The organism is Roseivivax sp. THAF197b (genome assembly GCF_009363255.1).
GTDB lineage: Bacteria > Pseudomonadota > Alphaproteobacteria > Rhodobacterales > Rhodobacteraceae > Roseivivax.
Window position 1 is genome coordinate 2,851,185 of record NZ_CP045318.1, and the last position, 25,130, is coordinate 2,876,314.

A 25,130-nucleotide genomic window follows, 5' to 3' on the forward strand; every position below is an offset into this window, starting at 1 on the left:
TGTCCTGGCCCCATGTCCGAAAGGTCCAAGACGCCCGAGGTGAAGTAAAACGGCGGACCGGGGCCGTGCGCGTGACACGACCCCGGGCGTAATAGTCAAGTCTCAGACGCGGCGACGCTTGGGCGGGCGGCATCCGTTATGCGCGATGGGCGTCACGTCACGGATCGACGTGATGTTGAAGCCTGCGGCAGCCAGAGCACGCAGCGCGCTTTCGCGGCCGGAACCGGGGCCCTGCACCTCGACCTCAAGGGTCTTGACGCCGTGCTCCTGCGCCTTGCGGCCTGCATCCTCAGCGGCGAGCTGAGCGGCGTAAGGCGTCGACTTGCGCGAACCCTTGAAGCCCATCGTGCCGGCAGACGACCAGGAGATCGCGTTGCCCTGCACATCCGAGATCAGGATCTTGGTGTTGTTGAAGCTGGAATTCACATGCGCGACGCCAGCTGCGATGTTCTTGGAGACCTTCTTCTTGCCTCCGCGACGGGTATCTCGTGCCATTGCTCGTGCCCTCCCTTACTTCTTTTTGCCGGCGATGGCTTTCGCCGGACCTTTGCGCGTGCGCGCATTGGTGTGGGTCCGCTGACCGCGAACGGGGAGGTTGCGACGATGACGCAGGCCACGGTAGCAGCCGAGGTCCATCAGGCGCTTTACGTTGATCTGACGCTCACGGCGCAGGTCGCCTTCGACGGTGTAGTTCGCGTCGATATGCTCGCGCATGGCGACGACTTCGGCATCGCTCAGCTCGTTGACGCGACGGGTCTCGTCGATGTTGACAGCGGCGCAGATTTCCTTTGCGGAAGTGTCGCCGATACCGTGGATGTAGGTGAGTGCGATCGGCACTCGCTTGTTGGTCGGGATGTTGACGCCGGCAATACGTGCCAAGTCCATATTCCTTTTCGTTGCGGTTCCGTAGCACCAGAACCTTTTTTCACAACTTCGGGCCCGGTATGCCGCGGCAGGCGGGCCAAAGGTCGATCAGGTGGTCGCACGACCGAAAAATGGGCGTGCAGAAACGAATCTCTTCAGCAGAGATGCCGGTGGTTAGTGCGAATTGATCAGTGGGTCAAGGGCAGAGCGCCCGGCTTTCTGCAGGCAGCAAAAAGGGGCCCGTCCGGCCCCTTCTCGTAGCGCGGACACTTGCCCGCGATCAGGCGTCGAGAACACCTGCGATTGCGGCCCGGACCTCATCGATTTCGCCCAGACCATCGACAACCGAAAGCTGCTCTTTCGCGTAGTAATACCCGATCAGCGGCGAGGTCTTCTTGTAGTATTCCAGAAGCCGCTGCTTGAGGCTGTCCTCGTTGTCGTCGGCGCGGCGCTTGAACTCCGCCTTCTGACCGCAGCTCGTGCAGACGCCGTCCTCGGGGATCGGCTTCGTGACGTCGTTGTAGACCTCACCGCAATTCCCGCAGGTCGAGCGTGCCGTGATCCGCTGGACGAGCGCGCTGTCATCGACGCGCATCTCGATCACCGCATCGAGGCTTTCGCCCTGCTCCTTCAGCAGATCCGCAAGCGCGTCGGCCTGGGCCAGCGTGCGCGGGAAGCCGTCGAAGATGAAGCCTTCGGTCTTCTCGCCTTCGAGCTTTTCGCGGATCAGGCCGATCACGATCTCGTCGGTGACGAGCTGGCCCTTGGCCATGACGTCGGCGACGATCTTGCCCATCTCGGTGCCCGAGTCCTTGGCTTCGCGCAGCATGTCGCCGGTCGACAGCTGGGTCATGCCCCGCGCTTCGACCAGGTGACGGGCCTGCGTGCCTTTGCCGGCGCCCGGCGGTCCTAGAAGAATGATGTTCATCGGCGCTGCGGCCCCCTGTTCTTGCGGCCCTTACCCTTACCACGCAGCTGCGATTTCTGGATGAGACCTTCGTATTGATGGGCAAGCAGGTGGCTTTGCACTTGCTGGATCGTGTCCATCGTGACGCTCACGACGATCAGCACGGACGTGCCGCCGAAATAGAACGGGATCGCGAACTGGCTGCGGATGATCTCCGGCAGGAGGCAGACGAATGTGAGGTAAGCCGCACCCAGCACCAGCACCCGGTTCACCACGTATTCGAGGTATTCCGCGGTCCGCTTGCCCGGACGGATGCCCGGCACGAAGCCGTTCTGGTTCTTCAGGTTGTCGGCCACGTCATCGGGTTTGAACGACACGTTGAACGTGTAGAAATACGCGAAGAAGACGATCATCGCTGCGAAGAACAGCAGGTAGAGCGGCTGACCCGGTCCGAAATAGGCCAGGATCGTCGACATGATCGGCCCGGTCTCGCTGCCCGAGAAGGTCGAGATCGTGACCGGCAGCAGCAGCAGCGAGGAGGCGAAGATCGCCGGGATCACGCCCGCGGGGTTCACCTTCACCGGCAGGTGGCTGTTCTGCGCTTCGGTCATCTTCATGCCGACCTGGCGGCGCGGATACTGGATCGTGATCTTGCGGAGCGCGCGCTCCATGAACACCACGAAGGTGATGACCGCGATGACCATGACGATCACGCCGATGATGACGGCGGGGCTGATCGCACCCGAACGGCCCGAGGCAAAGAACTGCGCAAGCGCTGCCGGAACCTCGGCGATGATGCCCACGAAGATGATGAGCGAGATGCCGTTGCCGATGCCGCGCGCGGTGATCTGCTCACCGAGCCACATCAGGAACATGGTGCCGCCCACCAGCGTGATGACCGTGGAGGCCTGGAAATAAAGGCCCGGATTGGTCACCAGATCGCCCGCCTCGAGCGACACGGCCAGGCCGTAAGCCTGGAACGTGGCCAGAACGACCGTGCCGTAGCGGGTATATTGATTGATCTTCTTGCGGCCCTGCTCGCCCTCTTTCTTGATCTGCTCAAGCGCGGGCACCATCGAGGCCAGAAGCTGCACGATGATCGAGGCCGAGATATAGGGCATGATGCCGAGGGCGAAGATCCCCATCCGTCCGAGCGCACCACCGGTGAACATGGTCAGGATGCCGCCGATGCCGGATTGCGCGCCCTCCATGAATTCGCGCAGCGCCTGCCCGTCGATCCCCGGAACCGGGATGAAGGTCCCGAGCCGAAAGATGCAGAGCAGCATCAGCGCGTAGAAGATGCGTTTGCGAAGATCGGTGGCGGATGCGAGCGCGGACCAGCTCGTATTCGCAGCCATTTGTTCGACAGCAGATGCCATGAAGCGGTCTCTCTTTTCAGACGAACGCCGCCCCGAGCCATGTCCGGCTGGAGGCGGCGTCGAAAACTCTGGGAAGATGTAGTTGGCGCGCGGGCCGCCTACAACCTTATTCGGCCGCCTGAGCCGTCTTGAGCGCGCCGCCGGCCTTTTCGACCGCAGCGACCGCGGACTTCGACGCACCGGTCACGTCCAGCGTTACCTTCGAGGAGATGTCGCCCTTCGCGAGAACACGGATGCCGTCAAGCTTGCGGCGCACGAGGCCCGATGCGACCAGCGTGTCCTCGTCGATCGTGGCGGAGGCGTCGAGCTTGCCTGCCTCGATGAACTTCTCGATCATGCCGAGGTTCACGACAGCAAAGGACTTGCGGTTCGGCTTGTTGAAGCCGCGCTTGGGAAGACGCTGGTAGAGCGGCATCTGGCCACCCTCGTAGCCATTGATGGCCACACCCGAGCGGGACTTCTGACCCTTGATACCGCGGCCACCCATCTTGCCGAGGCCGGAACCCGGGCCACGGCCCACGCGCTTCTTGCGTTTCGTGGCGCCTTCGTTATCGCGCAATTCATGCAGTTTCATTTCGCTTCTCCTTAAGCCGGATACGGTCCCCGAAGCGAAATGGACCGAACGCGGCATGGTTGATTTTGATTCTGCGGCCTGAGGCCACCCGCGGCGTATAGGAGGTTGCAGTCGGCGGATCAAGGCCCCGTCGGGTCACACTGCCCCATGTGTTCGGCGGGCCGCCCATTTGCCAGAGTGAGTCCTGATAGGCGAGGTGATAGAGAGCACGTTACCGCGGGCGGACCATGACGCTCCGGGTATGTTTTTTACCGACGACCCGGAATTGCTGTGCGCGCGCGTGCGCCCTGCCCTGCCCAGCCCTGCCCTGTCGGACAGCGTGTTGCATGTTTGGACGCGGGGCCGCGAACCAACGCCTTCTCGTCGGACAGCCCGCCGAAACGCAGAACGCCCGCCGATGAGGGCGGGCGTTTCGAATGTGTTCGAGGGCGGGATCAGCCGCGCTCTTCGACGATCTCGACGAGATGCGGGATCTTGCGGATCATGCCGCGGACCGAGGGGGTATCCTCCAGCTCGCGGGTCTTGTGCATCTTGTTGAGCCCGAGGCCGATCAGCGTCTGGCGCTGCTTCTCGGGGCGACGGATCGGGCTGCCGATCTGCTTCACGACGATGGTCTTTGCCATGGGGATCAGGCCTCCTCAGCCACTTGGCTGGACTCGGCCGGCGCTTCGTCGCGCTTGGGCAGGATGTCAGCCACTTTCTTGCCGCGACGCTGTGCGACCTGACGGGGGCTGGACAGCCGGGTCAGACCTTCGAGCGTGGCACGGATCATGTTGTAGGGGTTCTGCGAGCCGTTCGACTTGGCGACGACGTCCTGAACACCCAGCATTTCGAAGACGGCACGCATCGGACCACCGGCGATGATGCCGGTACCCTGCGGTGCGGTCCGCATCACGACTTTACCGGCGCCGTGACGGCCCTCGATGTCGTGGTGCAGGGTGCGGCCTTCGCGCAGCGGCACGCGCATCATGTTGCGCTTGGCCTGCTCGGTGGCCTTGCGGATGGCCTCGGGGACCTCCTTGGCCTTACCCTTGCCGAAGCCCACGCGGCCCTTCTGGTCGCCCACGACCACGAGTGCCGCAAAGCCGAAGCGCTTGCCGCCCTTCACGGTCTTGGAGACGCGGTTGATCGCAACCAGGCGATCTGCGAATTCCGGTGTCTCGTCGCGGTCGCGACGGTTGCCCCGGCGGTTGTCACGTTCTGCCATGTGGCAAATCCTTTCCTGCGGCGCATGGGCGCCAATCTATCCAATCCAAGTGCCCGGAACGCGGCCCGGTGCCCGGATCATCGGAGGGGCGATGCCGCCCCTCGCCTATCATTGTGTCCCGGTGGATGGTGGGTTTTCACCCACCCTACACACAGGCGCGACGATCGTGGGGTGGGTGAAAACCCACCCCCCCGATCAGATCTTCAGACCTGCTTCGCGTGCTGCGTCAGCCAGCGCCTTGACGCGACCGTGGTAGAGGAAACCACCGCGGTCGAAATAGGCCTGCTCGACGCCCGCCTTCTTGGCGCGCTCTGCAATGGCAGTGCCGATCTTGGCGGCCGCCTCGACGTTGTTCTTGCCGACGACGCCCAGATCCTTCTCGAGGCTGGAGGCCGAGGCCAGGGTCACGCCCTGCACATCGTCGATCAGCTGAACGCTGATGTTCTTGTTCGAGCGATGCACCGAGAGGCGCGCACGCCCGGCATTCGACTTGCGAAGTTTGCTCCGGACGCGCAGGCGGCGCTTCTGGAACAGATCTCTTTTGCTGTTTGCCATTTCCTGCGTTCCTTACTTCTTCTTGCCTTCCTTCTGGAAGATGTATTCGCCCTTATAGCGGATGCCCTTGCCCTTGTAGGGCTCGGGACGCCGCCAGTCGCGAATGTTGGCTGCCACCTGGCCGACCTGCTGGAGATCGTGGCCTTCGACCGTGATCTCCGTGGGTTTGGCCGCAGTGACGGTCACACCGTCCGGAATGGGGAAGTTGACGTCGTGAGACAGGCCCAGGTTCAGCTTCAGGACATTGCCCTGAACCTGCGCGCGGTAACCCACGCCCTGGATTTCCAGCTCTTTCTTGAAGGTGTTCTGCACACCGTGGACGAGGTTCGCCACGATGGTGCGGGTCATCCCCCACTGCTGACGCGCACGCTTGGACTTGCCGCGCGGCGTCACCGTCACGGCATCGTCGCCGATGGTGATGGTGACGTCATCCGTCGCGGTGAAGCTCTGCGTGCCCTTGGGGCCCTTCACTTCGATCGTCTGACCCGACAGGGACGCGGAGACCCCCGAGGGCAGTTCGACCGGTGCCTTACCAATACGAGACATGCTCAGGTCCTCCTTAGAATACGGTGCAAAGCACTTCGCCGCCGACATTGGCTGCGCGTGCATTTGCATCCGACATCACACCCTTGGGGGTGGAGACGATGGAAACGCCGAGGCCCTGACGGACCTGCGGGATGTCCGAGACGCCCATGTACACGCGACGGCCCGGCTTCGAGACCCGCTGCAATTCGCGGATGACGGGCGTGCCTTCGTAGTACTTGAGGCTGATCTCGAGCGTACCGTGGCCATTGGCATCGGTGCCGGTCTCGTAGCCGCGGATATAGCCCTCGTCCGAAAGGACATCGAGGACCCAGGCGCGCAGCTTGGAGGCAGGCGTCGAGACGGTGGACTTGCCACGCATCTGCGCATTGCGGATGCGGGTCAGCATATCGCCGATAGGATCGTTCATCTCATGCCCTCCTTACCAGCTCGACTTGACCATGCCGGGAAGCAGGCCCTGCGAGCCGAGCTCGCGGAGCATGATCCGGCTGATCTTCAGCTTGCGGTAATAGGCGTGCGGACGCCCCGTCAGCTGGCAGCGGTTGTGAAGCCGGGTGGGCGAGCTGTTGCGGGGAAGCTCAGCAAGCTTCAGCCGCGCCTTGAAACGCTCTTCCATGGGCTTCGATTCGTCGTTCGCGATTTCTTTCAGCGCGGCGCGCTTCTCGGCATACTTGGCCACGAGGCGCTGGCGCTTCTTTTCGCGTTCAACCATGGATTTCTTAGCCATTGGTCAAATCTCCTTACGCGTTGAACGGCATGTTGAAATGCTTCAACAGCGCCTTGGCTTCCGCGTCGGTCTTCGCGGTCGTGGTGATGTTGATGTCCATGCCCCAGACCTCGTCGACCTTGTCGAAATCGATTTCGGGGAAGACGATGTGTTCCTTGATGCCCATGGCGAAGTTGCCACGACCGTCGAAGCTGGGCTTCAGGCCGCGGAAGTCGCGGATGCGGGGCATTGCGATCGTCACGAGACGATCCAGGAATTCGTACATCTTGGCCTGACGCAGCGTGACCTTGGCACCGAGCGGCATGTCCTCACGGACGCGAAAGCCCGCGATGGACTTCTTCGCCTTGGTGACGACGGCCAGCTGACCGGCGATCTTGGTCAGGTCTTCCTGAGCCGATTTCGCCTTCTTGCTGTCACGAACAGCCTCGGCACCACAGCCTATGTTCAGGACGATCTTGTCGAGACGCGGGATCATGAGGTCGTTCGTGTAACCGAACTCTTCCTTCATCTTCGCCTTGATCTCGGCATCGAAGAGCGCGCGGAGGCGCGGGGTGTAATTCGCGGTATCGAGCATCAGATCACGTCCCCCGTGGTCTTGGCGAAGCGGACCTTCTTGCCGTCTTCCTCACGGAAGCCGACGCGGGTTGCCTTGCCGTTCTTGTCGACGATGGCGAGGTTCGACAAATCGACGGGCATCGCCTTGGGCTGGCGGCCGCCCTGGTTCATCTGGCTCTGGCGCACGTGGCGGATGGCCATGTTCACGCCATCGACAACGGCCTTGCCGGATTTCGGGTCGACGGAGGTGATTTCACCTTCCTTGCCCTTGTCCTTGCCGGCAAGCACGACGACCTTGTCACCTTTGCGGAGTTTCGCAGCCATTACAGCACCTCCGGAGCAAGCGAGATGATCTTCATGAAGTTCTTCGCCCGCAGCTCGCGCACGACGGGCCCGAAGATACGGGTGCCGACAGGCTCGCCCGCGTTGTTCAGGATGACGGCGGCGTTGCGGTCGAAGCGGATGGCGGTGCCATCTTCGCGACGAACTTCCTTGGCGGTGCGCACGACGACGGCCTTGCGGACGTCCCCTTTCTTCACGCGGCCGCGCGGGATGGCTTCCTTCACCGAGACGACAATGATGTCGCCGACGGAGGCGTATTTACGCTTGGAACCACCCAGGACCTTGATGCACTGAACTCGGCGTGCGCCGGAGTTGTCAGCGACATCCAGATTGGTCTGCATCTGGATCATGTGGTTTCTCCCGACCTTTGGGGGCTGTTCTCGTTAGCTCCCCCAGGGTTTCGCTAAAACCGGGTCTGTGACCGCCTTATTCGGCAATCACTTCCCAGCGTTTGGATTTCGACTTGGGCGCGCATTCGATGATGCGCACGCTGTCGCCGACCGTGAATTTTTCCGCCTCGTCGTGAGCACGGTACTTCTTCGACTTCCGGATCGTCTTCTGCAGCACGGGGTGCTTGAAGCGACGCTCGACCGAGACCGTCACGGTCTGGGCATTCGCCGTCGAGGTCACGGTGCCAGTAAGGATACGCTTGGGCATGTGTCCGTCCCTCTTATTCTGCGGAGGCCGCAGCGGCGGCCTTCTCGTTGAGCACGGTCTTGACCCGTGCGGCATCGCGACGCACGATCTTCATGCGCGCGGTGTTTTCCATCTGGCCGGTCGCCTGCTGGAAGCGCAGGTTGAAAGCCTCTTTCTTGAGCTGGACAAGCTGGTCCCGGAGTTCGTCCGGGGTCTTGTCACGGAGGTCGCTGGCGTTCATGTCGCCCCTTTCTTCAACATCACCGGAGAGCCCCTGCCTGTGCGTACAGGGTCACCCTGATTCCGGTGGAGTCCGTGGATGAGTGCGCCGCATACAAGGGAAGCGGCTTTGGCGCAAGGGTTGATTTGGGCAAGGCTGTTTCGATTGGAAACCGTTCGTTGGGCCACATCGCGAAACGATTGAGCGCCTGCCCAGTGGGATGGCGCCCCGCCCGCCGAACGCAGGCACCTTACCCCTGCCAAATTCGCACGCCTGTCGAACGCAAGTCCAGGCTTTACCAAATCGGCAGCACCCGGGGCTAGGCAGGCGCTGGAGCGCGGCGGTTGCCAAAGGAGCCTCGACTCCGCGCTCGGGATGCACTGCTCAATCGAAGACCCTCTCGACGCGTTTACAAACCGCGTCAAAGCGCGCGGAGGACTGAGGAGCCGTAGGGTGGGTGAAAACCCACCGCGCGCCGCGCTCACTCCCACTTGTAATTGAAGCTCACCGAAATCCGCTCGTCCTCGCTGGCATTCATCGGCACCTCGTGCCTGAGCCAGCTTTCCCAAAGCAGCACATCGCCCACCGCGGGGGCGACATAGACGAAGCTCTTCAGCTCCTCGCGCACGTCTTTTTTCCGAACCGGTGCGGCCATCATCATCGGCAGGCGCGGATCCTCGAGCTTCAGCGCAGAGGTCCCCTCGGGCATCGCCACGTAGGTCGTGCCGGAAATCACCGAATGCGGGTGGATATGGCTGGAATGAAAACCGCCCTCGGGCAGGATGTTGATCCACAGATCCTCCAGCACGAGGGCCTTGTCGCCCAGATCAAAGCCCAGATCCTCCGCAAAGGCCGCGACATGGGCGTCGAGCGCCTTCACCACATCCGCAAAGATCGGAAACCGCCACGGCAGGTCGGTCAGCGAAGCATAGGAGGTGTAGCCCGGGTAATCATTGGCCTCGCACCAGTCCTGCCCCGCCTCGTCATCCTCGGCGATGGAATAGCACGACGCCTCCATTTCCGCGGCATCGACGGCGGGGCCGTGCGCGGACAGGGGCGCTTGATAGAGACGGGTTGGGAAGAGCGATCTGATCTGGGCCATGGCGCCTTCTAGATCAGCCGCGCGGCCGAGGCGAGTCCCCCTGCGCCGAGCGATCCGGAATAAAGGAAATCTCAACTCCGTGCTGGTAGCTCTCCCGCGTCGCCGCTTCCGGGAAGGACCGCATGATCACCGCTTATCTCCGCGTTTTCCTGACCATGGTATTCCTGCTGATCGGCGCTGTGGCCTCGGCCGGCAGCCTGGCCCTGTCGGGCGGATTGTTCGCCGCGCGGGCCCCACTTTTCGAGGGTGTGGACAGGGCCGCCGCGCCGGACACGCGCAATCCCAGCTCGCTCTTTGCGGGGCGCGAAGGTACGACGCTCTTTCGGCAGGTGATCCATGCGGCCCCGCTTGCCGCTTTTGGCGACACGGCCGCCACGCATCTGCGCCACCTGATCGCCGATGCGGAGGCCGGGCCGATGGGCTACGACGCCGTGCAGCACGGCGCCCGGATCCGGCCCAAACACCCACCCACACAGATGACCATCGCGGAGATATATGCCTGGATCGACCGGACGCCCGGGCAGCCGCACGCAATCGGTCGGTATCAGTTCATTCCCGCCACCCTGCGCCGATTGGTACGCAAGCTCGGGATTGACCCCGCGACGCGATTTTCCGCGTCTGTGCAGGACCGACTGGCGGATCAACTTCTGGAAGAGGCGGGGTTTTCCGACATGCGACGCGGCGCGACAAGTACCGAAGCCTTCATGCACAATCTCGCGAAGATATGGGCGGGCCTGCCCACCGCGAATGGACGCAGCTATTATGACGGCTATGCGGGCAACAGCGCCACGATGACCTGGGATGTGTTCCGCACGAGGATGGATCAGATCTTTCCCGGCTAGACGACGCCTCCGCAACACCCACGCGGCAAGCCTCCCGGAACGGAAAACGCCCCCACCGACATATCGGCAGGGGCGCTTCGATTTTCAAAGCATCTCGGCAGGACCGGCGCTTACCAGTCCTCGCGCACCACGACGCGGGTCTTGACCGGCAGCTTCATCGACGCAAGGCGCAGCGCTTCGCGCGCGATATCTTCGGCGACGCCGTCGATCTCGAACATGACGCGGCCCGGCTTGACCTTGCAGGCCCAGAAATCGACGGAGCCCTTACCTTTACCCATCCGCACTTCGGTGGGCTTCGAGGTCACCGGGGTATCCGGGAAGATCCGGATCCAGACCCGGCCCTGACGCTTCATGTGACGCGTCATGGCCCGGCGGGCAGCCTCGATCTGGCGCGCGGTGACGCGCTCAGGCTCGATCGATTTCAGACCGTAGGTGCCGAAGTTGAGATCAGAGCCGCCCTTGGCGACGCCCTTGATCCGGCCCTTCTGCTGCTTGCGGTACTTCGTTCTCTTCGGTTGAAGCATCTGTCAAACCTCCTCAGCGACGCGGGCCGCGGGGTGCGGGGCCGTCTTGCAGCTCCTGCGCCTTGCGGTCACGTGCCTGGGGATCGTGCTCCATGATCTCGCCTTTGAAGATCCAGACCTTGATCCCGATGATGCCGTAAGGCGTTTGCGCCTCGACGATGGCGTGGTCGATATCCGCGCGCAGGGTGTGCAGCGGAACGGAGCCCTCGTGGTAATGCTCGGTCCGGGCGATCTCGGCGCCGCCGAGGCGGCCCGCGACGTTCACCTTGATGCCGAGTGCGCCCATGCGCATCGCGTTCTGCACCGCGCGCTTCATGGCACGACGGAACGAGACACGACGCTCGAGCTGCTGAGCGATGTTCTCGCCCACGAGACGCGCATCAAGCTCGGGCTTGCGCACTTCCACGATGTTGAGGTGCAACTCGCTGTCGGTCATGCCCGCGAGCTTCTTGCGCAGCACCTCGATATCCGCGCCCTTCTTGCCGATGATGACACCCGGACGGGCGGCATGGATCGTGACACGGCACTTCTTGTGCGGACGCTCGATGATGATGCGGGCGACGCCGGCCTGCTTGCACTCTTCGTGGATGAACTCGCGCATTGCGATGTCTTCCAGGAGGAGATCACCATAGTCCTTGGTATCGGCGTACCAGCGGCTATCCCAGGTGCGGTTGACCTGGAGGCGCATGCCGATCGGATTGGTCTTGTTACCCATTAGACTTGCTCCTCGATCTGACGCACCTTGATGGTGATTTCCGAGAACGGCTTCATGATGCGGCCGAAGCGACCACGGGCACGGGGACGCCCGCGCTTCATCACGAGGTTCTTGCCGACCCAGGCTTCTGCGACGACGAGTTCGTCGACATCGAGACCGTGGTTGTTCTCGGCATTGGCGATCGCCGATTGCAGGCATTTGCGCACGTCAATGGCGACGCGCTTGTTCGAGAAGGTCAGATCGGTCAGCGCCTTCTCGACCTTCTTGCCGCGGATCATGGCAGCGACGAGGTTCAGCTTCTGCGGGCTGGTGCGCAGCATGCGCAGCTTGGCCATCGCCTCATTGTCCGCCACGCGGCGGGGATTCTTATCCTTGCCCATGGCTTACTTCCTCTTGGCTTTCTTGTCCGCCGCATGCCCGTAATAGGTGCGGGTGGGGGAGTATTCCCCGAACTTCTGGCCGATCATGTCCTCGGTCACGTTGACGGGAACGTGCTTGCGACCGTTGTAGACGCCGAACGTCAGGCCCACGAACTGGGGCAGGATCGTCGAGCGGCGCGACCAGATCTTGATGACTTCATTGCGCCCGGATTCGCGCGACGCCTCGGCCTTCTTGAGGACGTAGGCATCCACGAAGGGGCCTTTCCATACGGAACGTGTCATGACTTAGCGCCTCTTCTTGCGAGCGTGGCGCGAACGCAGGATGAGCTTCTGCGACGCCTTGTTGGTGTTGCGGGTGCGCGCGCCCTTGGTGGGCTTGCCCCACGGGGTCACGGGGTGACGACCACCCGAGGTCCGGCCTTCACCACCACCGTGCGGGTGGTCGATCGGGTTCATGACCACACCGCGGACCGAGGGACGCTTGCCCATGTGGCGCACGCGGCCGGCCTTGCCGAGGTTCTGGTTCGAGTTGTCGGGGTTCGACACCGCACCGACCGTGGCCAGGCATTCCTGACGCACGAGGCGAAGTTCACCCGAGGAGAGGCGGATCTGCGCGTAGCCACCGTCACGGCCGACGAACTGGGCGTAGGTGCCTGCGGCGCGTGCGATCTGACCACCTTTGCCGGGCTTCAGCTCGATGTTGTGGACGATCGTACCGATCGGCATGCCCGAGAAGGGCATCGCGTTACCGGGCTTGATGTCGGCCTTCGCGCTGGCGATCACGCGGTCGCCGATGGCGAGGCGCTGGGGTGCCAGGATGTAGGCCTGCTCGCCATCGTCATACTGGATGAGGGCGATGAAGGCGGTCCGGTTGGGATCGTATTCGATGCGCGCGACGGTTGCGCCGACGTCGAACTTGTTCCGCTTGAAATCGACGATCCGGTAGAGGCGTTTCGCCCCGCCACCGCGGCGTCGTGCCGTGATACGTCCGGTGTTGTTACGGCCGCCCGATTTCGTCAGACCCTCGGTGAGGGCTTTGACGGGACGTCCTTTCCACAGCTCCGAACGGTCGATCAGCACCAGCCCGCGCTGGCCCGGCGTCGTCGGCTTGTACGACTTGAGTGCCATGCTTTCTGTCTTCCGTATATGCAGCCCGGCTCTCCCCGATCGGGAGCACCGCGCTTATGTGATGAGGGAAGGCGTGGTGCCCTCCTTCGGATATAGGCCCCCTTAGGTGCCCGGTGGTATGGCTCTTGCGAGCAAACGCAAAGCCCCGGACGAATCCGGGGCGGTGCGGTTGGGTGGCGTTTAAGGAAGGATGTCCCGAGGGTCAAGCGGTGATGCAGGGTGTAGGGAATGGTGGGTTTTCACCCACCCTACGGGGCGGTGTATCTCGGGCTGACACGTGGGGTAGGTGAAAACCCACCATTCCCGATCCAAAGGCCTCCAGCGCGCCCGAAAGCCCCTGCCGCACACCACAACGTCCAATGCCCAATCCATGCCCAGACCTTCAGATCGGCGGTCCCCATTCATAGCGCGGGTCGTCCTCATCCGCCGACCAGTAGAGCACCCCGCCCCACCGCCAGGGATCGAGCACGATCCCGTCATAGAGCGTTCCGCCGCGCGCTGAGATCACCGCGGAATGATGGATCACCCGGAAGCCCTCGGGCGGCGATGTCGACCAATGCAGCGACAGCGTCTCGAACTGCTCCTCCCGCAGGCGCTCCAGCATCGCGCGCGCCCAGTCGTTGCAGAGGCCCTTTTCACGGATGCCCTCCAGCACCTTGAAGTTATGGACGAGCGGCGGATCCGTGACCTGCCACTCCTCCTTCAACTGCAAAGGATAGGCATAGGCGATCTCTGCCGCGCGCCGGGCCTCCTCCGGATCGACCTCCGGACCAAGGGCCACGAGCGCCCGCGCCAGCGCCTCCGGACCGCCCTGCCCGTCCGGCGGCGGCGCAGAACAGGCGGCCAGCGCCAGGAACAAAAGCGCCACCAGGAATCGGGCCAGTTGTCTCATACGGGTTCACTCTCGATGGCTGCCAAGCCGGACCCTATGCAGGTCGCACGGGAACTGCCATGGGCGAACGTCCCACATGCGCGAACCTTCGCGTGAAAAGCAAAAACCCCGACCGCGTCTGCAGCCGGGGTTTCGCCATTTTTCTGCGAGGCCGAAGTCCGGCCCCGTGATCCGATCAGAGACCGGTGGTCACGTCGATCGTGTTGCCCTCTTCGAGCGTCACGTAGGCCTTCTTCACGTCCGACCGACGACCGGGGCGACCGCGGAACCGCTTGGTCTTGCCCTTGGTGATCGAGGTGTTTACGGCCTTGACCTTCACACCGAACAGCGCCTCGACCGCATCCTTGATCTGCGGCTTGGAGCTGTCGATGGCCACTTCGAAGACCACGGCGTTGTTTTCAGACGCCATCGTGGACTTCTCGGTGATGATCGGCTTGCGGATCACATCGTAATGTTCAGCATTCGCGCTCATTTCAGACGAGCCTCCAGTGCTTCGACACCCGCCTTGGTGAGCACCAGCGTGTCACGCTTGAGGATGTCATAGACGTTTGCGCCCATGGACGGCAGCACGTCGAGGCCATCGATGTTGGCCGCGGCACGAGCGAAGTTCTCGTTCACCTCGGCGCCGTCGATGACGAGCGCGCGTTTCCAGCCGCGATCCGCGACCATCTTGGCGAGCGTCTTGGTCTTGCCATCGGCATCCGCGGTGTCGATCACGACCAGCGAGCCGTCCTTCAGCTTCGACGACAGGGCCATTTTCAGACCAAGCGCGCGCACCTTCTTGGGCAGCTCATGGGCGTGGCTGCGGGGCGTCGGGCCCTTGTAGATGCCACCCGAGCGGAAGATCGGCGCCTTGCGGGAGCCGTGGCGTGCGCCGCCGGTGCCCTTCTGGCGATAGATCTTCTTGGTCGAGTAGCTGACCTCCGAGCGACCCAGCGTGGAGTGGGTGCCCTGCTGCGCCTTGTTGCGCTGCCAGCGGACGACGCGGTGCAGGATGTCGGCGCGGGGTTCGAGGCCGAAGACCTCGTCACCGAGCTCGACCGACCCGGCTGCGCCGCCGTCGAGTTTGATCACGTCGAGTTTCATTCCTCACCGTCCTTCTTCTCGGTGCCCTCGGCATCGGCCGCGATGTCGGCTTCCGCCTCTTTCAGGGCCTCTTCCTGCTGAGCGGCTTCCTCTGCCAGACGCGCTTCTTCGGCGGCTTTCGCCTCCTCTTCAGCGGCCTTGGCGGCTTCCTCGGCAAGACGCTTGGCTTCGTCGGCAGCCGACTTCAGCGCCGCGGGGAGAATGATGTTCTCCGGCGTGGGCTTCTTGACGGCGTCCTTGACGGTGACCCAGCCACCCTTGGCGCCCGGAACCGCGCCCTTGACCATGATCAGGCCACGGTCGGCGTCGGTCTTGACGACCTGCAGGTTCTGCGTGGTCACGCGCACGGCGCCCATGTGGCCCGCCATCTTCTTGCCCTTGAACACCTTGCCGGGGTCCTGACACTGGCCGGTCGAGCCGTGCGAACGGTGCGAAATCGAGACACCGTGCGAAGCGCGCAGACCACCGAAGTTGTGACGCTTCATCGCACCGGCGAAACCCTTACCGATCGAGGTGCCGGAGATGTCCACGAACTGACCTTCGAAGTAATGGTCCGCCGTGATCTCTTCGCCGACCTCGATGAGGTTCTCGGGCGCCACGCGGAATTCCGCGATCTTGCGCTTGGGCTCCACCTTCGCGGCGGCGAAATGGCCGCGCATCGGCTTCGAGACGTTCTTGGCTTTGACTGTGCCGCTGCCGAGTTGGACAGCCGCATAGCCATGATTTTCGACGGTCCGCTGCGCCACGACCTGCAACTTGTCCAGTTGCAGAACGGTGACGGGAATCTGCTTGCCGTCTTCCATGAAGAGCCGGGTCATGCCGACCTTCTTTGCGATCACTCCAGAGCGCATCATGATCTGCCCTCCTTAAACCTTGATCTCGACGTCCACACCGGCCGCGAGGTCGAGCTTCATCAGCGCGTCGACGGTCTGCGGGGTGGGATCGACGATGTCGAGAAGCCGCTTGTGGGTGCGGATCTCGAACTGGTCACGGGACTTCTTGTTCACGTGGGGACCACGCAGAACGGTGAAGCGCTCGATCTTGTTCGGCAGCGGGATGGGACCGCGCACATCGGCGCCGGTCCGCTTGGCGGTGTTGACGATTTCCTGGGTGCTGGCATCCAGCACGCGGTAATCGAACGCCTTGAGCCGAATGCGAATGTTCTGGCTTTGCATAAGTCTGGCCTTATCTTGGCGCGTTTGAGTTGAGAGGAAGAGGCAGGACCACCCTGCCGCTTCTTCGAACCCCAGCTGGACCATCGCCCTGGCCCGGTCCGGATATCATCCGGCGTCCGAGAGGAACTTTGATCCAATTTTTTTCAACGGTGATCCGACGTCCCGCGCGCAGGCACGGGACGCCAAGAGCCGATTACTTGATGATCTTCGAGACGACGCCCGAGCCGACGGTCCGGCCGCCTTCGCGGATGGCGAAGCGGAGGCCGTCTTCCATCGCGATCGGCGCGATCAGCTCGACGCCGAACTTCAGGTTGTCACCGGGCATGACCATCTCGGTGCCCTCGGGCAGCGTCACGGTGCCGGTCACGTCCGTCGTGCGGAAGTAGAACTGCGGGCGGTAGTTCGCGAAGAACGGCGTGTGGCGGCCGCCCTCTTCCTTGGTCAGGATGTAGACCTCGGCTTCGAACTCGGTGTGCGGGGTCACGGAGCCCGGCTTGCAGAGCACCTGGCCACGCTCGACGCCCTCACGGTCGACACCGCGCAGCAGCGCGCCGATGTTGTCGCCCGCTTCACCGCGGTCGAGCAGCTTGCGGAACATCTCGACGCCCGTGCAGGTCGTCTTCTTGGTGTCGCGGATGCCGACGATCTCGATCTCGTCGCCCACGTTGATCACGCCACGCTCGACGCGGCCGGTCACGACGGTGCCGCGGCCGGAGATCGAGAAGACGTCCTCGATCGGCATCAGGAACGGCTGGTCGGTCGCACGCGGCGGCTGCGGGATGTACTCGTCCACGGCAGCCATCAGTTCCTTGATCTTGTTCTCGCCGATCTCGGGATCGCGGCCTTCCATCGCAGCGAGCGCCGAGCCTGCCACGATCGGAATGTCGTCGCCCGGGAAATCGTAGGCGGACAGAAGCTCGCGAACTTCCATCTCGACGAGCTCGAGGAGCTCCTCGTCATCGACCTGGTCGACCTTGTTGAGGAAGACGACCATGGCGGGGATGCCCACCTGACGGCCGAGCAGGATGTGCTCGCGGGTCTGGGGCATCGGGCCGTCGGCCGCGTTCACAACGAGGATCGCGCCGTCCATCTGCGCCGCACCCGTGATCATGTTCTTCACGTAGTCGGCGTGGCCGGGGCAGTCGACGTGTGCGTAGTGACGGTTCTCGGTCTCGTATTCCACGTGTGCGGTCGAGATCGTGATGCCGCGGGCCTTCTCCTCGGGCGCGCCGTCGATCTGGTCATACGCCTGGAAGTCGCCGAAATACTTGGTGATCGCCGCCGTCAGCGTGGTCTTGCCGTGGTCAACGTGACCGATCGTGCCGATGTTGCAGTGCGGCTTCGAGCGATCGAACTTTTCCTTTGCCATGATATGGCCTCCTGTTCTCTAGCGGATGGTGGGCCATGGCCCACCCTACGGTGATGGGTAGGGCGGGGTCTCCCCCGCCACCCGGCTTATGCGTATTTCGACTGGATCTCGTCAGAGATGTTCTGCGGAACCGGGTCGTAATGGTCGAACTGCATCGTGAACTGCGCGCGGCCCGAGGACATCGAGCGCAGGTTGTTGATGTAGCCGAACATGTTGGCCAGCGGCACCATGGCGTGGATCGCCACGGCATTGCCGCGCGGTTCCTGACCGGTCACCTGACCGCGACGGGACGTGAGGTCACCGATCACGTTGCCGGTGTAATCCTCGGGCGTCACCACCTCGACCTTCATCATCGGCTCGAGAAGCTTTGCACCGGCGCGGCGCAGACCTTCACGCATGCCCATGCGGGCCGCGATTTCGAACGCGAGGACCGAGGAGTCCACGTCGTGGAACTTGCCGTCGACCAGAGCGACCTTGAAGTCGATCACCGGGAAGCCTGCGAGCGGACCGGAATCCATCACCGACTTGATGCCCTTTTCGACACCGGGGATGTATTCCTTCGGCACCGCGCCACCGACGATCCGGCTTTCGAAGGAGTAACCTTCGCCCGGCTCTGTCGGGGAGATCTCGAGCTTCACTTCCGCGAACTGACCCGAACCACCCGACTGCTTCTTGTGGGTGTAGGTATGCTCGATCGGCTGCGAGATCGTCTCGCGGTAAGCCACCTGCGGCGCACCGATATTCGCCTCGACCTTGAACTCCCGCTTGAGGCGGTCGACGAGGATGTCGAGGTGAAGTTCGCCCATGCCCTTCATGATGGTCTGGCCCGATTCGAGATCGGTTTCGACCTTGAAGGACGGATCTTCGGCGGCGAGGCGCTGCAGACCGGCGGACATCTTCTCCTGGTCGGCCTTCGTCTTGGGCTCGACCGCGATCTCGATCACCGGATCGGGGAAGGTCATCGTTTCCAGAACAACCTGCTTCTGGCTGTCGCAGAGCGTGTCGCCCGTGGTCGTGTCCTTCAGGCCCGCGATGGCGATGATGTCGCCGGAACCGGCCCAATCGATCTCTTCGCGCGAGTTCGAGTGCATCATCATCATACGGCCGATGCGCTCTTTCTTGCCCTTGGTGGAGTTGAAGACGGAACCGCCCTTCTCCAGCAAGCCCGAATAGATCCGGGTGAAGGTCAGCGAGCCGACGAACGGGTCGTTCATGATCTTGAACGCGAGGCCCGCGAAGGGCTGCTCGTCACCGGGGCGACGCTCGATGTTGCGCGTTTCGGTCTCGTCATCGGGTGCGAAGCCCATGTAGGGCGGCACGTCGAGCGGACCCGGCAGGTAGTCGATCACGGCGTTCAGGAGGGGCTGCACGCCCTTGTTCTTGAACGCGGAGCCTGCAAGCACCGGAACGAAGGACATCGACAGCGTGCCCTTGCGGATCAGCGACCGCAGGGTCGGCAGATCGGGCTCTTCGCCTTCGAGGTACGCTTCCATCGCGTCGTCATCCATCTCGACGGCAAGCTCGACGAGGTTGGCACGATACTCTTCGGCCTTCGCCTTCATGTCGTCGCGGATGTCCTGGATGACCCAGGATGCGCCGAGATCTTCGCCCTTCCAGACCCATTCCTTCATGGTCACGAGGTCGATGATGCCCTCGAGCTGATCCTCGGCCCCGATGGGCAGCTGGATCGGCGCGGGGATGGCACCGGTGCGGTCCTTGATCATGTGGACGCAGTTGTAGAAGTCCGCGCCGATCTTATCCATCTTGTTGACGAAGACGATGCGCGGGACCTTGTAGCGGTCGGCCTGACGCCACACCGTTTCGGTCTGCGGCTCGACGCCTGCGTTCGCGTCCAGAACGGCAACGGCACCGTCGAGCACGGCGAGCGAACGCTCGACCTCGATGGTGAAGTCCACGTGTCCGGGCGTGTCGATGATGTTGAAGCGGAACTTGGCTTCCTGCGGCGTGTCACCGTAAATGCCGGTCGGGTTCTCGCCATCCTCGGTGCGGAACCAGAAGGTCGTGGTCGCAGCGGAGGTGATGGTGATCCCGCGCTCCTGCTCCTGCTCCATCCAGTCCATGGTGGCGGCGCCATCATGGACTTCGCCGATCTTGTGCGACTTGCCGGTGTAGAACAGGATGCGCTCGGTGCAGGTGGTCTTGCCTGCATCGATATGCGCCATGATCCCGAAGTTCCGGTAGCGGTCGAGAGTATATTCGCGTGCCATTGGGAATGGTCCTCAGGCTAAAGTGATATTACCAGCGGTAGTGGCTGAATGCCTTGTTGGCATCGGCCATCTTGTGCGTGTCTTCGCGCTTCTTCACGGCCGAGCCACGGGACTGAACAGCGTCCAGAAGTTCACCGGCAAGGCGCTCTTCCATGGTGTTCTCGTTGCGGCCGCGCGATGCGGTGATCAGCCAACGGATCGCCAGCGCTTCGCGGCGCTCGGGGCGGACTTCGACGGGCACCTGGTAGGTGGCACCACCGACGCGGCGCGAGCGAACCTCGACGGCGGGCTTGATGTTGTCGAGCGCCTCGTGGAACACCTCGATGGGCGCGCGCTTGATCTTGCCTTCGACGCGATCGAGCGCGTTGTAGACGATCCGCTCGGCGACGGATTTCTTGCCGTCCACCATCAGGTTGTTCATGAACTTGGTCAGAACCGTATCGCCAAATTTGGCGTCGGGCAGAATCTCGCGCTTTTCAGCAGAGTGACGACGGGACATGGTGTAATCCTCTTACTTCGGACGCTTGGCGCCATACTTCGAACGGCGCTGCTTACGGTCCTTGACGCCCTGGGTATCAAGCACACCGCGCAGGATGTGGTAGCGCACACCCGGAAGGTCTTTCACACGACCGCCGCGGATGAGCACGACCGAGTGCTCCTGCAGGTTGTGGCTTTCGCCCGGAATGTAGCTGATGACTTCGAAGCCGTTGGTCAGACGCACCTTGGCCACTTTCCGCATCGCCGAGTTCGGCTTCTTCGGTGTGGTGGTGTAGACGCGCGTGCAAACGCCCCGCTTCTGGGGGCACTGCTCGAGGTGCATCGACTTCGAGCGCTTGACTTTGGGCTGCCGCGGCTTGCGGATCAGCTGCTGGATCGTTGGCATTCCGGATTCCCCGTATAGCTCACATATGGGTGCGCAAGGCCCGGGCCCGGCGCGGTTCAATCGTTCGGCATGCCCGCGCGTCCGCGGGAATACCTGCTGTCTCTCTGAGAGGGCCTCCGGGGCGCCTGAATGGCCGCGCCGCCGTCTCCGGTCTGGTCCCCGCCGGGGCCACGATAGCCCGACGCAAAAAGCCGCATTCGTTCCCTCATCTCGGGAACGACGCGGGAGATACCAGAGGATCGGGGCAACTGGGCCCGGATCATGACCGCTTCTCGTCTGTGTGTTCAGACCGGGCGCATGGATGCGGGTCCGGTCAGGATGGGCGGCGTATATGGGGAGTCGGATAGCTTGTCAACAGCCGCGGGAGCACACATTCGGGGCGTGTTTCGGCCAAGCATGCACGGCTCTTGTCCGCATCGCCGCCCAATGTCAGCCTAGCGCGGAAAAGCATGGTTTCGCGCGAGGCACAATCGACATGCAGGTGATCGGATTCTGCCGCTTCTCCTATCCCGCCGAGGGGGGCTTCCAGGTCGAACATGACGACCTCGCAGAGCGCATGGCCTATCTCTATGCGCCCGCCCGCCTCGAGGAAAGGCTGCGCCTCTTCGAGACGATCTGCCTCCCCTCCATTGCCGCCCAGACCGATCCCGACTTCACCTTCGTAATATTGACCGGCGACAGCCTGCCGGACGCGACCCGCGCGACGCTTGACGCGCTGATCGCCGATGTGCCGCAGGCGGTGATCGAAGCGCGTCCGCCCGGCCCACACCGCAAGGTCTGTCAGGATGCCATCAACGCCGCGCGGCACGACATCGCGGAACCCTGCCTGCAATTCCGCCATGACGACGACGACGCGGTGGCGGTGGATTTCGTCGCGTCGCTGCGGCAGGCGGCGACGGATTGCGCGGCCCTTTGTGCGGCCAACCGGCTCGTGGGCTTCGACTGGAACCGTGGCTATCTGGTCAGCGCCGACGCGCGTGGCCTCTGTGCGGAGCCCGTCACTCATCCTTATTGGGGCGTCGCGCAGGCGCTTTATGTGCAAGGCGGCGTGCGGCAGAGCGTGATGAATTTCGGCCACCAGAAGATCAACCTGCACATGCCGACCGTGACCTTCAACGCGCCCGAGATGTATCTGCGCGGCCATAACGGCTTCAACGACTCGCGGCAGAAGAACCATGTGAAGCCGCATCCCCTGCCCCGCCTCGACGCGGCGGGCGAAGACGCGATCAAGGCGCGCTTCAACGTGGACGCGGAGCGCGTGCGGGCTGTGTTTCGCTCCGGGCCCTGACCCTGCGCCCGCGCCTTAACGTGAAGACCCCCGCACTCACGATGATCGCGGCGCCAAGGAAGGTCAGCGGCTCGGGCCATTCGCCGAAGACCGCCCAGCCCAGCACCAGCGCCCAGATCAGCGAGGTGTAGCGGAACGGCGAAACCGCGCCAACATCACCCACCCGCATCGCCGCGACGGACAGGAAATAGCCCGCCGTGACAAACAGCGCAGAGCCCACGACCATGCCAGAGGCCCGCGCGGTCACCGGCGCCCAGCCCTGCACCGCTGTCAGCCCAACCGCGAAAAGCGTCACGGCGATCGCCGCCGACAGCGTGACGAGAAGCGACGGCACCTCAACCGACATGCGCCGCGTGACGAGATCGCGCAGGGTGACGAAACAGACGGCAATCAGCACGTAGGCCGAGGCGGCGGTGAAATCCCCGGTCCCCGGCCGTGTGATGAGCAGCATGCCCACGAAGCCCGCGACAATCGCCGACCAGCGCCGCCAGCCCACCGCCTCGCCCAGAAACAGCGCCGCGCAGAGCGTCACGGTCAGCGGCACCGATTGCAGGATCGCGGTCACATTTGCGATGGGCAGCGCCAGAAGCGCCGTGAGAAAGAAGTACGCAGCACCGATCTCGGCCGCGCAGCGCAGCGCGATCAACCGCGCATCCCGGCCGGGGATTCGGCGGAACGCCCGGAAGTGCCGCGCGAGCCCGAAGAGAACCGCAATCGCGATCACGCCCCGCAACAGCAGGATCTGCCCCAGCGACAGCTCCGCCGACGCCGCCTTTACGAAGACGTCGTTGATGGTGAATGCGGCCATCGAGGCCATCATCAGCCCCGCCCCGCGACGATTGTCTGCGTCATCGGTCATCCTGCCGGTGCTATCACCCTGCATTGTCCCCCGCCAGATATTGCGACGCTTGCTCCCCGGCCTGCCAGATGGTCTAATCCACGGCTAACCCAACCACAGAATCCGGGACGAGCAGCGCATGGCCGAAGACCTCCTCGCAGGGCAGGAGCCCACCGATTACGACGCCTCCTCCATCGAGGTGCTGGAGGGGCTGGAGCCCGTTCGCAAACGCCCCGGCATGTATATCGGCGGCACGGATGAGCGCGCGCTGCATCACATGGTGGCGGAAATCCTCGACAACTCGATGGACGAGGCCGTGGCGGGTCATGCGAACCGCATCGAGGTGGACCTGCTGGAGGACGGGTCCTGCCGTATTCGCGACAACGGGCGCGGCATCCCGATCGACCCGCATCCGAAATTTCCGGGCAAATCCGCGCTGGAGGTGATCCTGTGCACGCTCCATGCGGGCGGCAAGTTCTCGGGCAAGGCCTACGAGACCTCGGGCGGCCTGCACGGGGTTGGCGCCTCCGTGGTCAACGCGCTGTCCGACCTGATGGTGGTCGAGGTCGCTCGCAACCGCGAACTTTACGAGCAGCGCTTCTCGCGCGGTCTGCCGCAGGGCCCGGTCGAGAAGATCGGCCAGGCGCCCAACCGGCGCGGCACCACGATCACCTTCCATGCCGATGCGGAGATCTTCGGCACGCACAAGCTCAAGCCCGCGCGGCTCTTTCAGATGGTCCGCTCCAAGGCGTATCTGTTCTCCGGCGTGGAGATCCGCTGGAAGTCCGCCATCGACGATGGCGACACGCCCACGGAGGCCACGTTCCACTTCCCGGGCGGCCTGTCGGATTACCTGACAGAGACGCTGGGCAGTGCGGCCACCTATGCAAGCGCCCCCTTCGCGGGCACGGTCAGCTTCCAGGAACGCTTCGGCAAGCCGGGTAAAGTGGAATGGGCGATCAACTGGACGCCCTCGCGCGATGGTTTCCTGCAAAGCTATTGTAACACCGTGCCCACGCCCGAAGGCGGCACCCATGAGGCGGGCTTCTGGGCCGCGATCCTGAAGGGCATCCGGGCCTACGGCGAGCTTGCGGGCAACAAGAAGGCCGCGAGCATCACGCGCGAGGATCTGGTGACAGGGGGCTGCGCGCTCGTGTCCTGCTTCATCCGCGAGCCGGAATTCGTGGGCCAGACCAAGGACCGGCTGGCTACTGTCGAGGCCGCGAAGCTCGTCGAGGGCGCCGTGCGCGATCACTTCGACAATTGGCTGGCCTCGGACACCAAGTCCGCCGGTGCGATCCTCGATTTCCTCGTCCTGCGCGCCGAGGAACGGATGCGGCGGCGCAAGGAGAAGGAGACGGCGCGGAAATCCGCGACGAAGAAGCTGCGCCTGCCGGGCAAGCTGACGGACTGCACCTCGAAGACCCGCGAGGGCACGGAGCTCTTCATCGTCGAGGGCGATTCCGCGGGCGGCTCGGCCAAGGGCGCACGGTTCCGCGAGACGCAGGCGCTTTTGCCGCTCAAGGGCAAGATCCTGAACGTGCTGGGCGCTGCGTCGTCGAAGCTGGGCTCGAACGCCGAGATTTCCGATCTCTGCGAGGCTTTGGGTGTCGGTTTGGGGTCGAAATTCAACATCGACGATCTGCGCTACGAGAAGATCATCATCATGACTGACGCCGACGTGGACGGCGCGCATATCGCCTCGCTCCTGATGACGTTTTTCTTCTCGCAGATGCGGCCCTTGATCGATAACGGGCATCTCTACCTCGCCTGCCCGCCGCTCTATCGCCTGACCCAAGGGGCCAAGCGCGTCTACGTGGCTGATGATGCCGAGAAAGAGATGTGGATGGAGAAGGGCCTCGGCGGGAAGGGCAAGATCGACCTGCAGCGCTTCAAGGGTCTGGGCGAGATGGACGCGAAGGACCTCAAGGAGACGACGATGGATCCCGCGACCCGGAAACTCATCCGCGTGACCATCGACGAGGACGAACCGGGCGAGACCGGCGATCTCGTGGAGCGTCTTATGGGCAAGAAGCCCGAGCTGCGGTTCCAGTACATCCAGGAGAACGCGCGGTTCGTCGAGGAGTTGGATGTGTGAGTGAGAACGCCATTCCGTAGGGTGGGTGAAAACCCACCAAACGCCCAACCCCGTTAACCAAAACCTAACCGAC

35 protein-coding genes are annotated in these 25,130 nt (G+C 63.4%); 3 read left to right on the plus strand and 32 right to left on the minus strand.

Going from position 1 to position 25,130, the window contains the following annotated elements; translation table 11 throughout:
• Positions 1 to 102: 102 nt before the first annotated feature.
• The 17 genes from rpsK to FIV09_RS13760 form a co-directional block, all read right to left on the minus strand.
• Entirely contained in the window at positions 103 to 495 is a 393-nt protein-coding gene (rpsK, locus tag FIV09_RS13680) for a 30S ribosomal protein S11 (protein ID WP_066104130.1), read from the minus strand.
• 15 nt (positions 496 to 510) lie between these two features.
• On the minus strand, positions 511 to 879 hold the full coding sequence (gene rpsM / locus FIV09_RS13685; RefSeq protein ID WP_152450652.1) for a 30S ribosomal protein S13: 369 nt from the start codon (positions 877 to 879) through the stop codon (positions 511 to 513).
• A 265-nt stretch (positions 880 to 1,144) separates the two neighbouring features.
• Positions 1,145 to 1,792 (minus strand): adenylate kinase, encoded by a 648-nt coding sequence (locus FIV09_RS13690; protein WP_152450654.1) that lies wholly within the window; start codon positions 1,790 to 1,792, stop codon positions 1,145 to 1,147.
• The gene (secY, locus tag FIV09_RS13695) at positions 1,789 to 3,150 is read right to left on the minus strand and encodes a preprotein translocase subunit SecY (protein ID WP_152450656.1); all 1,362 of its coding nucleotides are present in this window, start codon (positions 3,148 to 3,150) and stop codon (positions 1,789 to 1,791) included. The genes FIV09_RS13690 and secY overlap by 4 nt, the downstream gene beginning before the upstream one ends.
• A 106-nt stretch (positions 3,151 to 3,256) precedes the next feature.
• Positions 3,257 to 3,724: a 50S ribosomal protein L15 gene (gene rplO, locus FIV09_RS13700; protein ID WP_152450658.1), complete on the minus strand. Its 468-nt coding sequence runs from the start codon at positions 3,722 to 3,724 to the stop codon at positions 3,257 to 3,259.
• A gap of 434 nt (positions 3,725 to 4,158) precedes the next feature.
• On the minus strand, positions 4,159 to 4,347 hold the full coding sequence (gene rpmD, locus FIV09_RS13705) for a 50S ribosomal protein L30 (protein WP_152450660.1): 189 nt from the start codon (positions 4,345 to 4,347) through the stop codon (positions 4,159 to 4,161).
• A gap of 5 nt (positions 4,348 to 4,352) precedes the next feature.
• The gene (rpsE, locus tag FIV09_RS13710) at positions 4,353 to 4,931 is read right to left on the minus strand and encodes a 30S ribosomal protein S5 (protein WP_152450662.1); all 579 of its coding nucleotides are present in this window, start codon (positions 4,929 to 4,931) and stop codon (positions 4,353 to 4,355) included.
• Between the two features lie 195 nt (positions 4,932 to 5,126).
• On the minus strand, positions 5,127 to 5,486 hold the full coding sequence (gene rplR, locus FIV09_RS13715) for a 50S ribosomal protein L18 (protein WP_152450664.1): 360 nt from the start codon (positions 5,484 to 5,486) through the stop codon (positions 5,127 to 5,129).
• A gap of 12 nt (positions 5,487 to 5,498) precedes the next feature.
• Complete coding sequence (rplF, locus tag FIV09_RS13720; RefSeq protein ID WP_152450666.1) at positions 5,499 to 6,032, minus strand: 50S ribosomal protein L6; 534 nt, start codon at positions 6,030 to 6,032, stop codon at positions 5,499 to 5,501.
• 13 nt (positions 6,033 to 6,045) lie between these two features.
• On the minus strand, positions 6,046 to 6,438 hold the full coding sequence (gene rpsH, locus FIV09_RS13725) for a 30S ribosomal protein S8 (protein ID WP_152450668.1): 393 nt from the start codon (positions 6,436 to 6,438) through the stop codon (positions 6,046 to 6,048).
• Positions 6,439 to 6,450: 12 nt separating this feature from the next.
• Entirely contained in the window at positions 6,451 to 6,756 is a 306-nt protein-coding gene (gene rpsN, locus FIV09_RS13730) for a 30S ribosomal protein S14 (protein WP_152450670.1), read from the minus strand.
• A 13-nt stretch (positions 6,757 to 6,769) separates the two neighbouring features.
• Complete coding sequence (gene rplE / locus FIV09_RS13735) at positions 6,770 to 7,330, minus strand: 50S ribosomal protein L5 (RefSeq protein WP_152450672.1); 561 nt, start codon at positions 7,328 to 7,330, stop codon at positions 6,770 to 6,772.
• Positions 7,330 to 7,635: a 50S ribosomal protein L24 gene (gene rplX / locus FIV09_RS13740; protein WP_152450674.1), complete on the minus strand. Its 306-nt coding sequence runs from the start codon at positions 7,633 to 7,635 to the stop codon at positions 7,330 to 7,332. Before rplX ends, rplE begins: the two co-directional genes overlap by 1 nt.
• Entirely contained in the window at positions 7,635 to 8,003 is a 369-nt protein-coding gene (rplN, locus tag FIV09_RS13745; RefSeq protein WP_007427594.1) for a 50S ribosomal protein L14, read from the minus strand. The genes rplX and rplN overlap by 1 nt, the downstream gene beginning before the upstream one ends.
• 76 nt (positions 8,004 to 8,079) lie before the next feature.
• A complete protein-coding gene (rpsQ, locus tag FIV09_RS13750; protein WP_152450676.1) occupies positions 8,080 to 8,310 on the minus strand; it encodes a 30S ribosomal protein S17 in 231 nt (76 codons plus the stop codon).
• A gap of 13 nt (positions 8,311 to 8,323) precedes the next feature.
• Positions 8,324 to 8,530, minus strand: a complete 207-nt coding sequence (rpmC, locus tag FIV09_RS13755; protein ID WP_152450678.1) for a 50S ribosomal protein L29 — start codon at positions 8,528 to 8,530, stop codon at positions 8,324 to 8,326.
• Positions 8,531 to 8,990: 460 nt separating this feature from the next.
• The gene (locus FIV09_RS13760; protein WP_152450680.1) at positions 8,991 to 9,611 is read right to left on the minus strand and encodes a 2OG-Fe(II) oxygenase family protein; all 621 of its coding nucleotides are present in this window, start codon (positions 9,609 to 9,611) and stop codon (positions 8,991 to 8,993) included.
• 122 nt (positions 9,612 to 9,733) lie between these two features.
• Here FIV09_RS13760 and FIV09_RS13765 point away from each other — a divergent pair, with 122 nt between their 5' ends.
• Positions 9,734 to 10,453 (plus strand): hypothetical protein, encoded by a 720-nt coding sequence (locus tag FIV09_RS13765; protein ID WP_254702232.1) that lies wholly within the window; start codon positions 9,734 to 9,736, stop codon positions 10,451 to 10,453.
• Between the two features lie 110 nt (positions 10,454 to 10,563).
• On the opposite strand, the gene rplP is transcribed toward FIV09_RS13765, so the two are convergent.
• From rplP to rpsL, 14 genes are all read right to left on the minus strand, one after another.
• Positions 10,564 to 10,977 carry a 50S ribosomal protein L16 gene (gene rplP, locus FIV09_RS13770; RefSeq protein WP_152450682.1) on the minus strand — a complete coding sequence of 138 codons (414 nt, stop codon included), beginning with the start codon at positions 10,975 to 10,977 and terminating at the stop codon, positions 10,564 to 10,566.
• Between the two features lie 13 nt (positions 10,978 to 10,990).
• Positions 10,991 to 11,692: a 30S ribosomal protein S3 gene (gene rpsC / locus FIV09_RS13775; RefSeq protein WP_152450684.1), complete on the minus strand. Its 702-nt coding sequence runs from the start codon at positions 11,690 to 11,692 to the stop codon at positions 10,991 to 10,993.
• Positions 11,692 to 12,072: a 50S ribosomal protein L22 gene (gene rplV / locus FIV09_RS13780; protein WP_152450686.1), complete on the minus strand. Its 381-nt coding sequence runs from the start codon at positions 12,070 to 12,072 to the stop codon at positions 11,692 to 11,694. The genes rpsC and rplV overlap by 1 nt, the downstream gene beginning before the upstream one ends.
• Positions 12,073 to 12,075: 3 nt before the next feature.
• Positions 12,076 to 12,354, minus strand: a complete 279-nt coding sequence (gene rpsS, locus FIV09_RS13785; protein ID WP_152450689.1) for a 30S ribosomal protein S19 — start codon at positions 12,352 to 12,354, stop codon at positions 12,076 to 12,078.
• A gap of 3 nt (positions 12,355 to 12,357) precedes the next feature.
• Complete coding sequence (gene rplB, locus FIV09_RS13790) at positions 12,358 to 13,200, minus strand: 50S ribosomal protein L2 (protein ID WP_152450691.1); 843 nt, start codon at positions 13,198 to 13,200, stop codon at positions 12,358 to 12,360.
• A 382-nt stretch (positions 13,201 to 13,582) separates the two neighbouring features.
• Complete coding sequence (locus tag FIV09_RS13795) at positions 13,583 to 14,092, minus strand: hypothetical protein (RefSeq protein WP_152450693.1); 510 nt, start codon at positions 14,090 to 14,092, stop codon at positions 13,583 to 13,585.
• A 175-nt stretch (positions 14,093 to 14,267) separates the two neighbouring features.
• A complete protein-coding gene (locus FIV09_RS13800) occupies positions 14,268 to 14,564 on the minus strand; it encodes a 50S ribosomal protein L23 (protein ID WP_152450695.1) in 297 nt (98 codons plus the stop codon).
• Entirely contained in the window at positions 14,561 to 15,178 is a 618-nt protein-coding gene (gene rplD, locus FIV09_RS13805; RefSeq protein WP_152450697.1) for a 50S ribosomal protein L4, read from the minus strand. Before rplD ends, FIV09_RS13800 begins: the two co-directional genes overlap by 4 nt.
• Positions 15,175 to 16,032 carry a 50S ribosomal protein L3 gene (rplC, locus tag FIV09_RS13810; protein ID WP_152450699.1) on the minus strand — a complete coding sequence of 286 codons (858 nt, stop codon included), beginning with the start codon at positions 16,030 to 16,032 and terminating at the stop codon, positions 15,175 to 15,177. Before rplC ends, rplD begins: the two co-directional genes overlap by 4 nt.
• A 12-nt stretch (positions 16,033 to 16,044) precedes the next feature.
• Positions 16,045 to 16,353, minus strand: a complete 309-nt coding sequence (rpsJ, locus tag FIV09_RS13815) for a 30S ribosomal protein S10 (protein ID WP_076450108.1) — start codon at positions 16,351 to 16,353, stop codon at positions 16,045 to 16,047.
• A gap of 193 nt (positions 16,354 to 16,546) precedes the next feature.
• Positions 16,547 to 17,722, minus strand: a complete 1,176-nt coding sequence (gene tuf, locus FIV09_RS13820) for an elongation factor Tu (RefSeq protein WP_152448454.1) — start codon at positions 17,720 to 17,722, stop codon at positions 16,547 to 16,549.
• A gap of 86 nt (positions 17,723 to 17,808) precedes the next feature.
• Positions 17,809 to 19,950 (minus strand): elongation factor G, encoded by a 2,142-nt coding sequence (gene fusA / locus FIV09_RS13825; protein ID WP_152450700.1) that lies wholly within the window; start codon positions 19,948 to 19,950, stop codon positions 17,809 to 17,811.
• Positions 19,951 to 19,978: 28 nt separating this feature from the next.
• Entirely contained in the window at positions 19,979 to 20,449 is a 471-nt protein-coding gene (rpsG, locus tag FIV09_RS13830) for a 30S ribosomal protein S7 (RefSeq protein ID WP_152450701.1), read from the minus strand.
• A 12-nt stretch (positions 20,450 to 20,461) separates the two neighbouring features.
• Positions 20,462 to 20,833 carry a 30S ribosomal protein S12 gene (gene rpsL / locus FIV09_RS13835; protein ID WP_005621086.1) on the minus strand — a complete coding sequence of 124 codons (372 nt, stop codon included), beginning with the start codon at positions 20,831 to 20,833 and terminating at the stop codon, positions 20,462 to 20,464.
• Between the two features lie 475 nt (positions 20,834 to 21,308).
• Between rpsL and FIV09_RS13840 the strand changes: the two genes are divergently transcribed.
• The gene (locus tag FIV09_RS13840) at positions 21,309 to 22,121 is read left to right on the plus strand and encodes a glycosyltransferase (RefSeq protein WP_152450703.1); all 813 of its coding nucleotides are present in this window, start codon (positions 21,309 to 21,311) and stop codon (positions 22,119 to 22,121) included.
• Here FIV09_RS13840 and FIV09_RS13845 read toward each other — a convergent pair.
• Entirely contained in the window at positions 22,072 to 22,980 is a 909-nt protein-coding gene (locus FIV09_RS13845) for a DMT family transporter (protein ID WP_152450704.1), read from the minus strand. The genes FIV09_RS13840 and FIV09_RS13845 overlap by 50 nt on opposite strands.
• Before the next feature lie 118 nt (positions 22,981 to 23,098).
• On the opposite strand from FIV09_RS13845, the gene parE reads away from it, so the two are divergent.
• On the plus strand, positions 23,099 to 25,057 hold the full coding sequence (gene parE / locus FIV09_RS13850) for a DNA topoisomerase IV subunit B (RefSeq protein WP_152450706.1): 1,959 nt from the start codon (positions 23,099 to 23,101) through the stop codon (positions 25,055 to 25,057).
• Positions 25,058 to 25,130 lie beyond the last annotated feature (73 nt).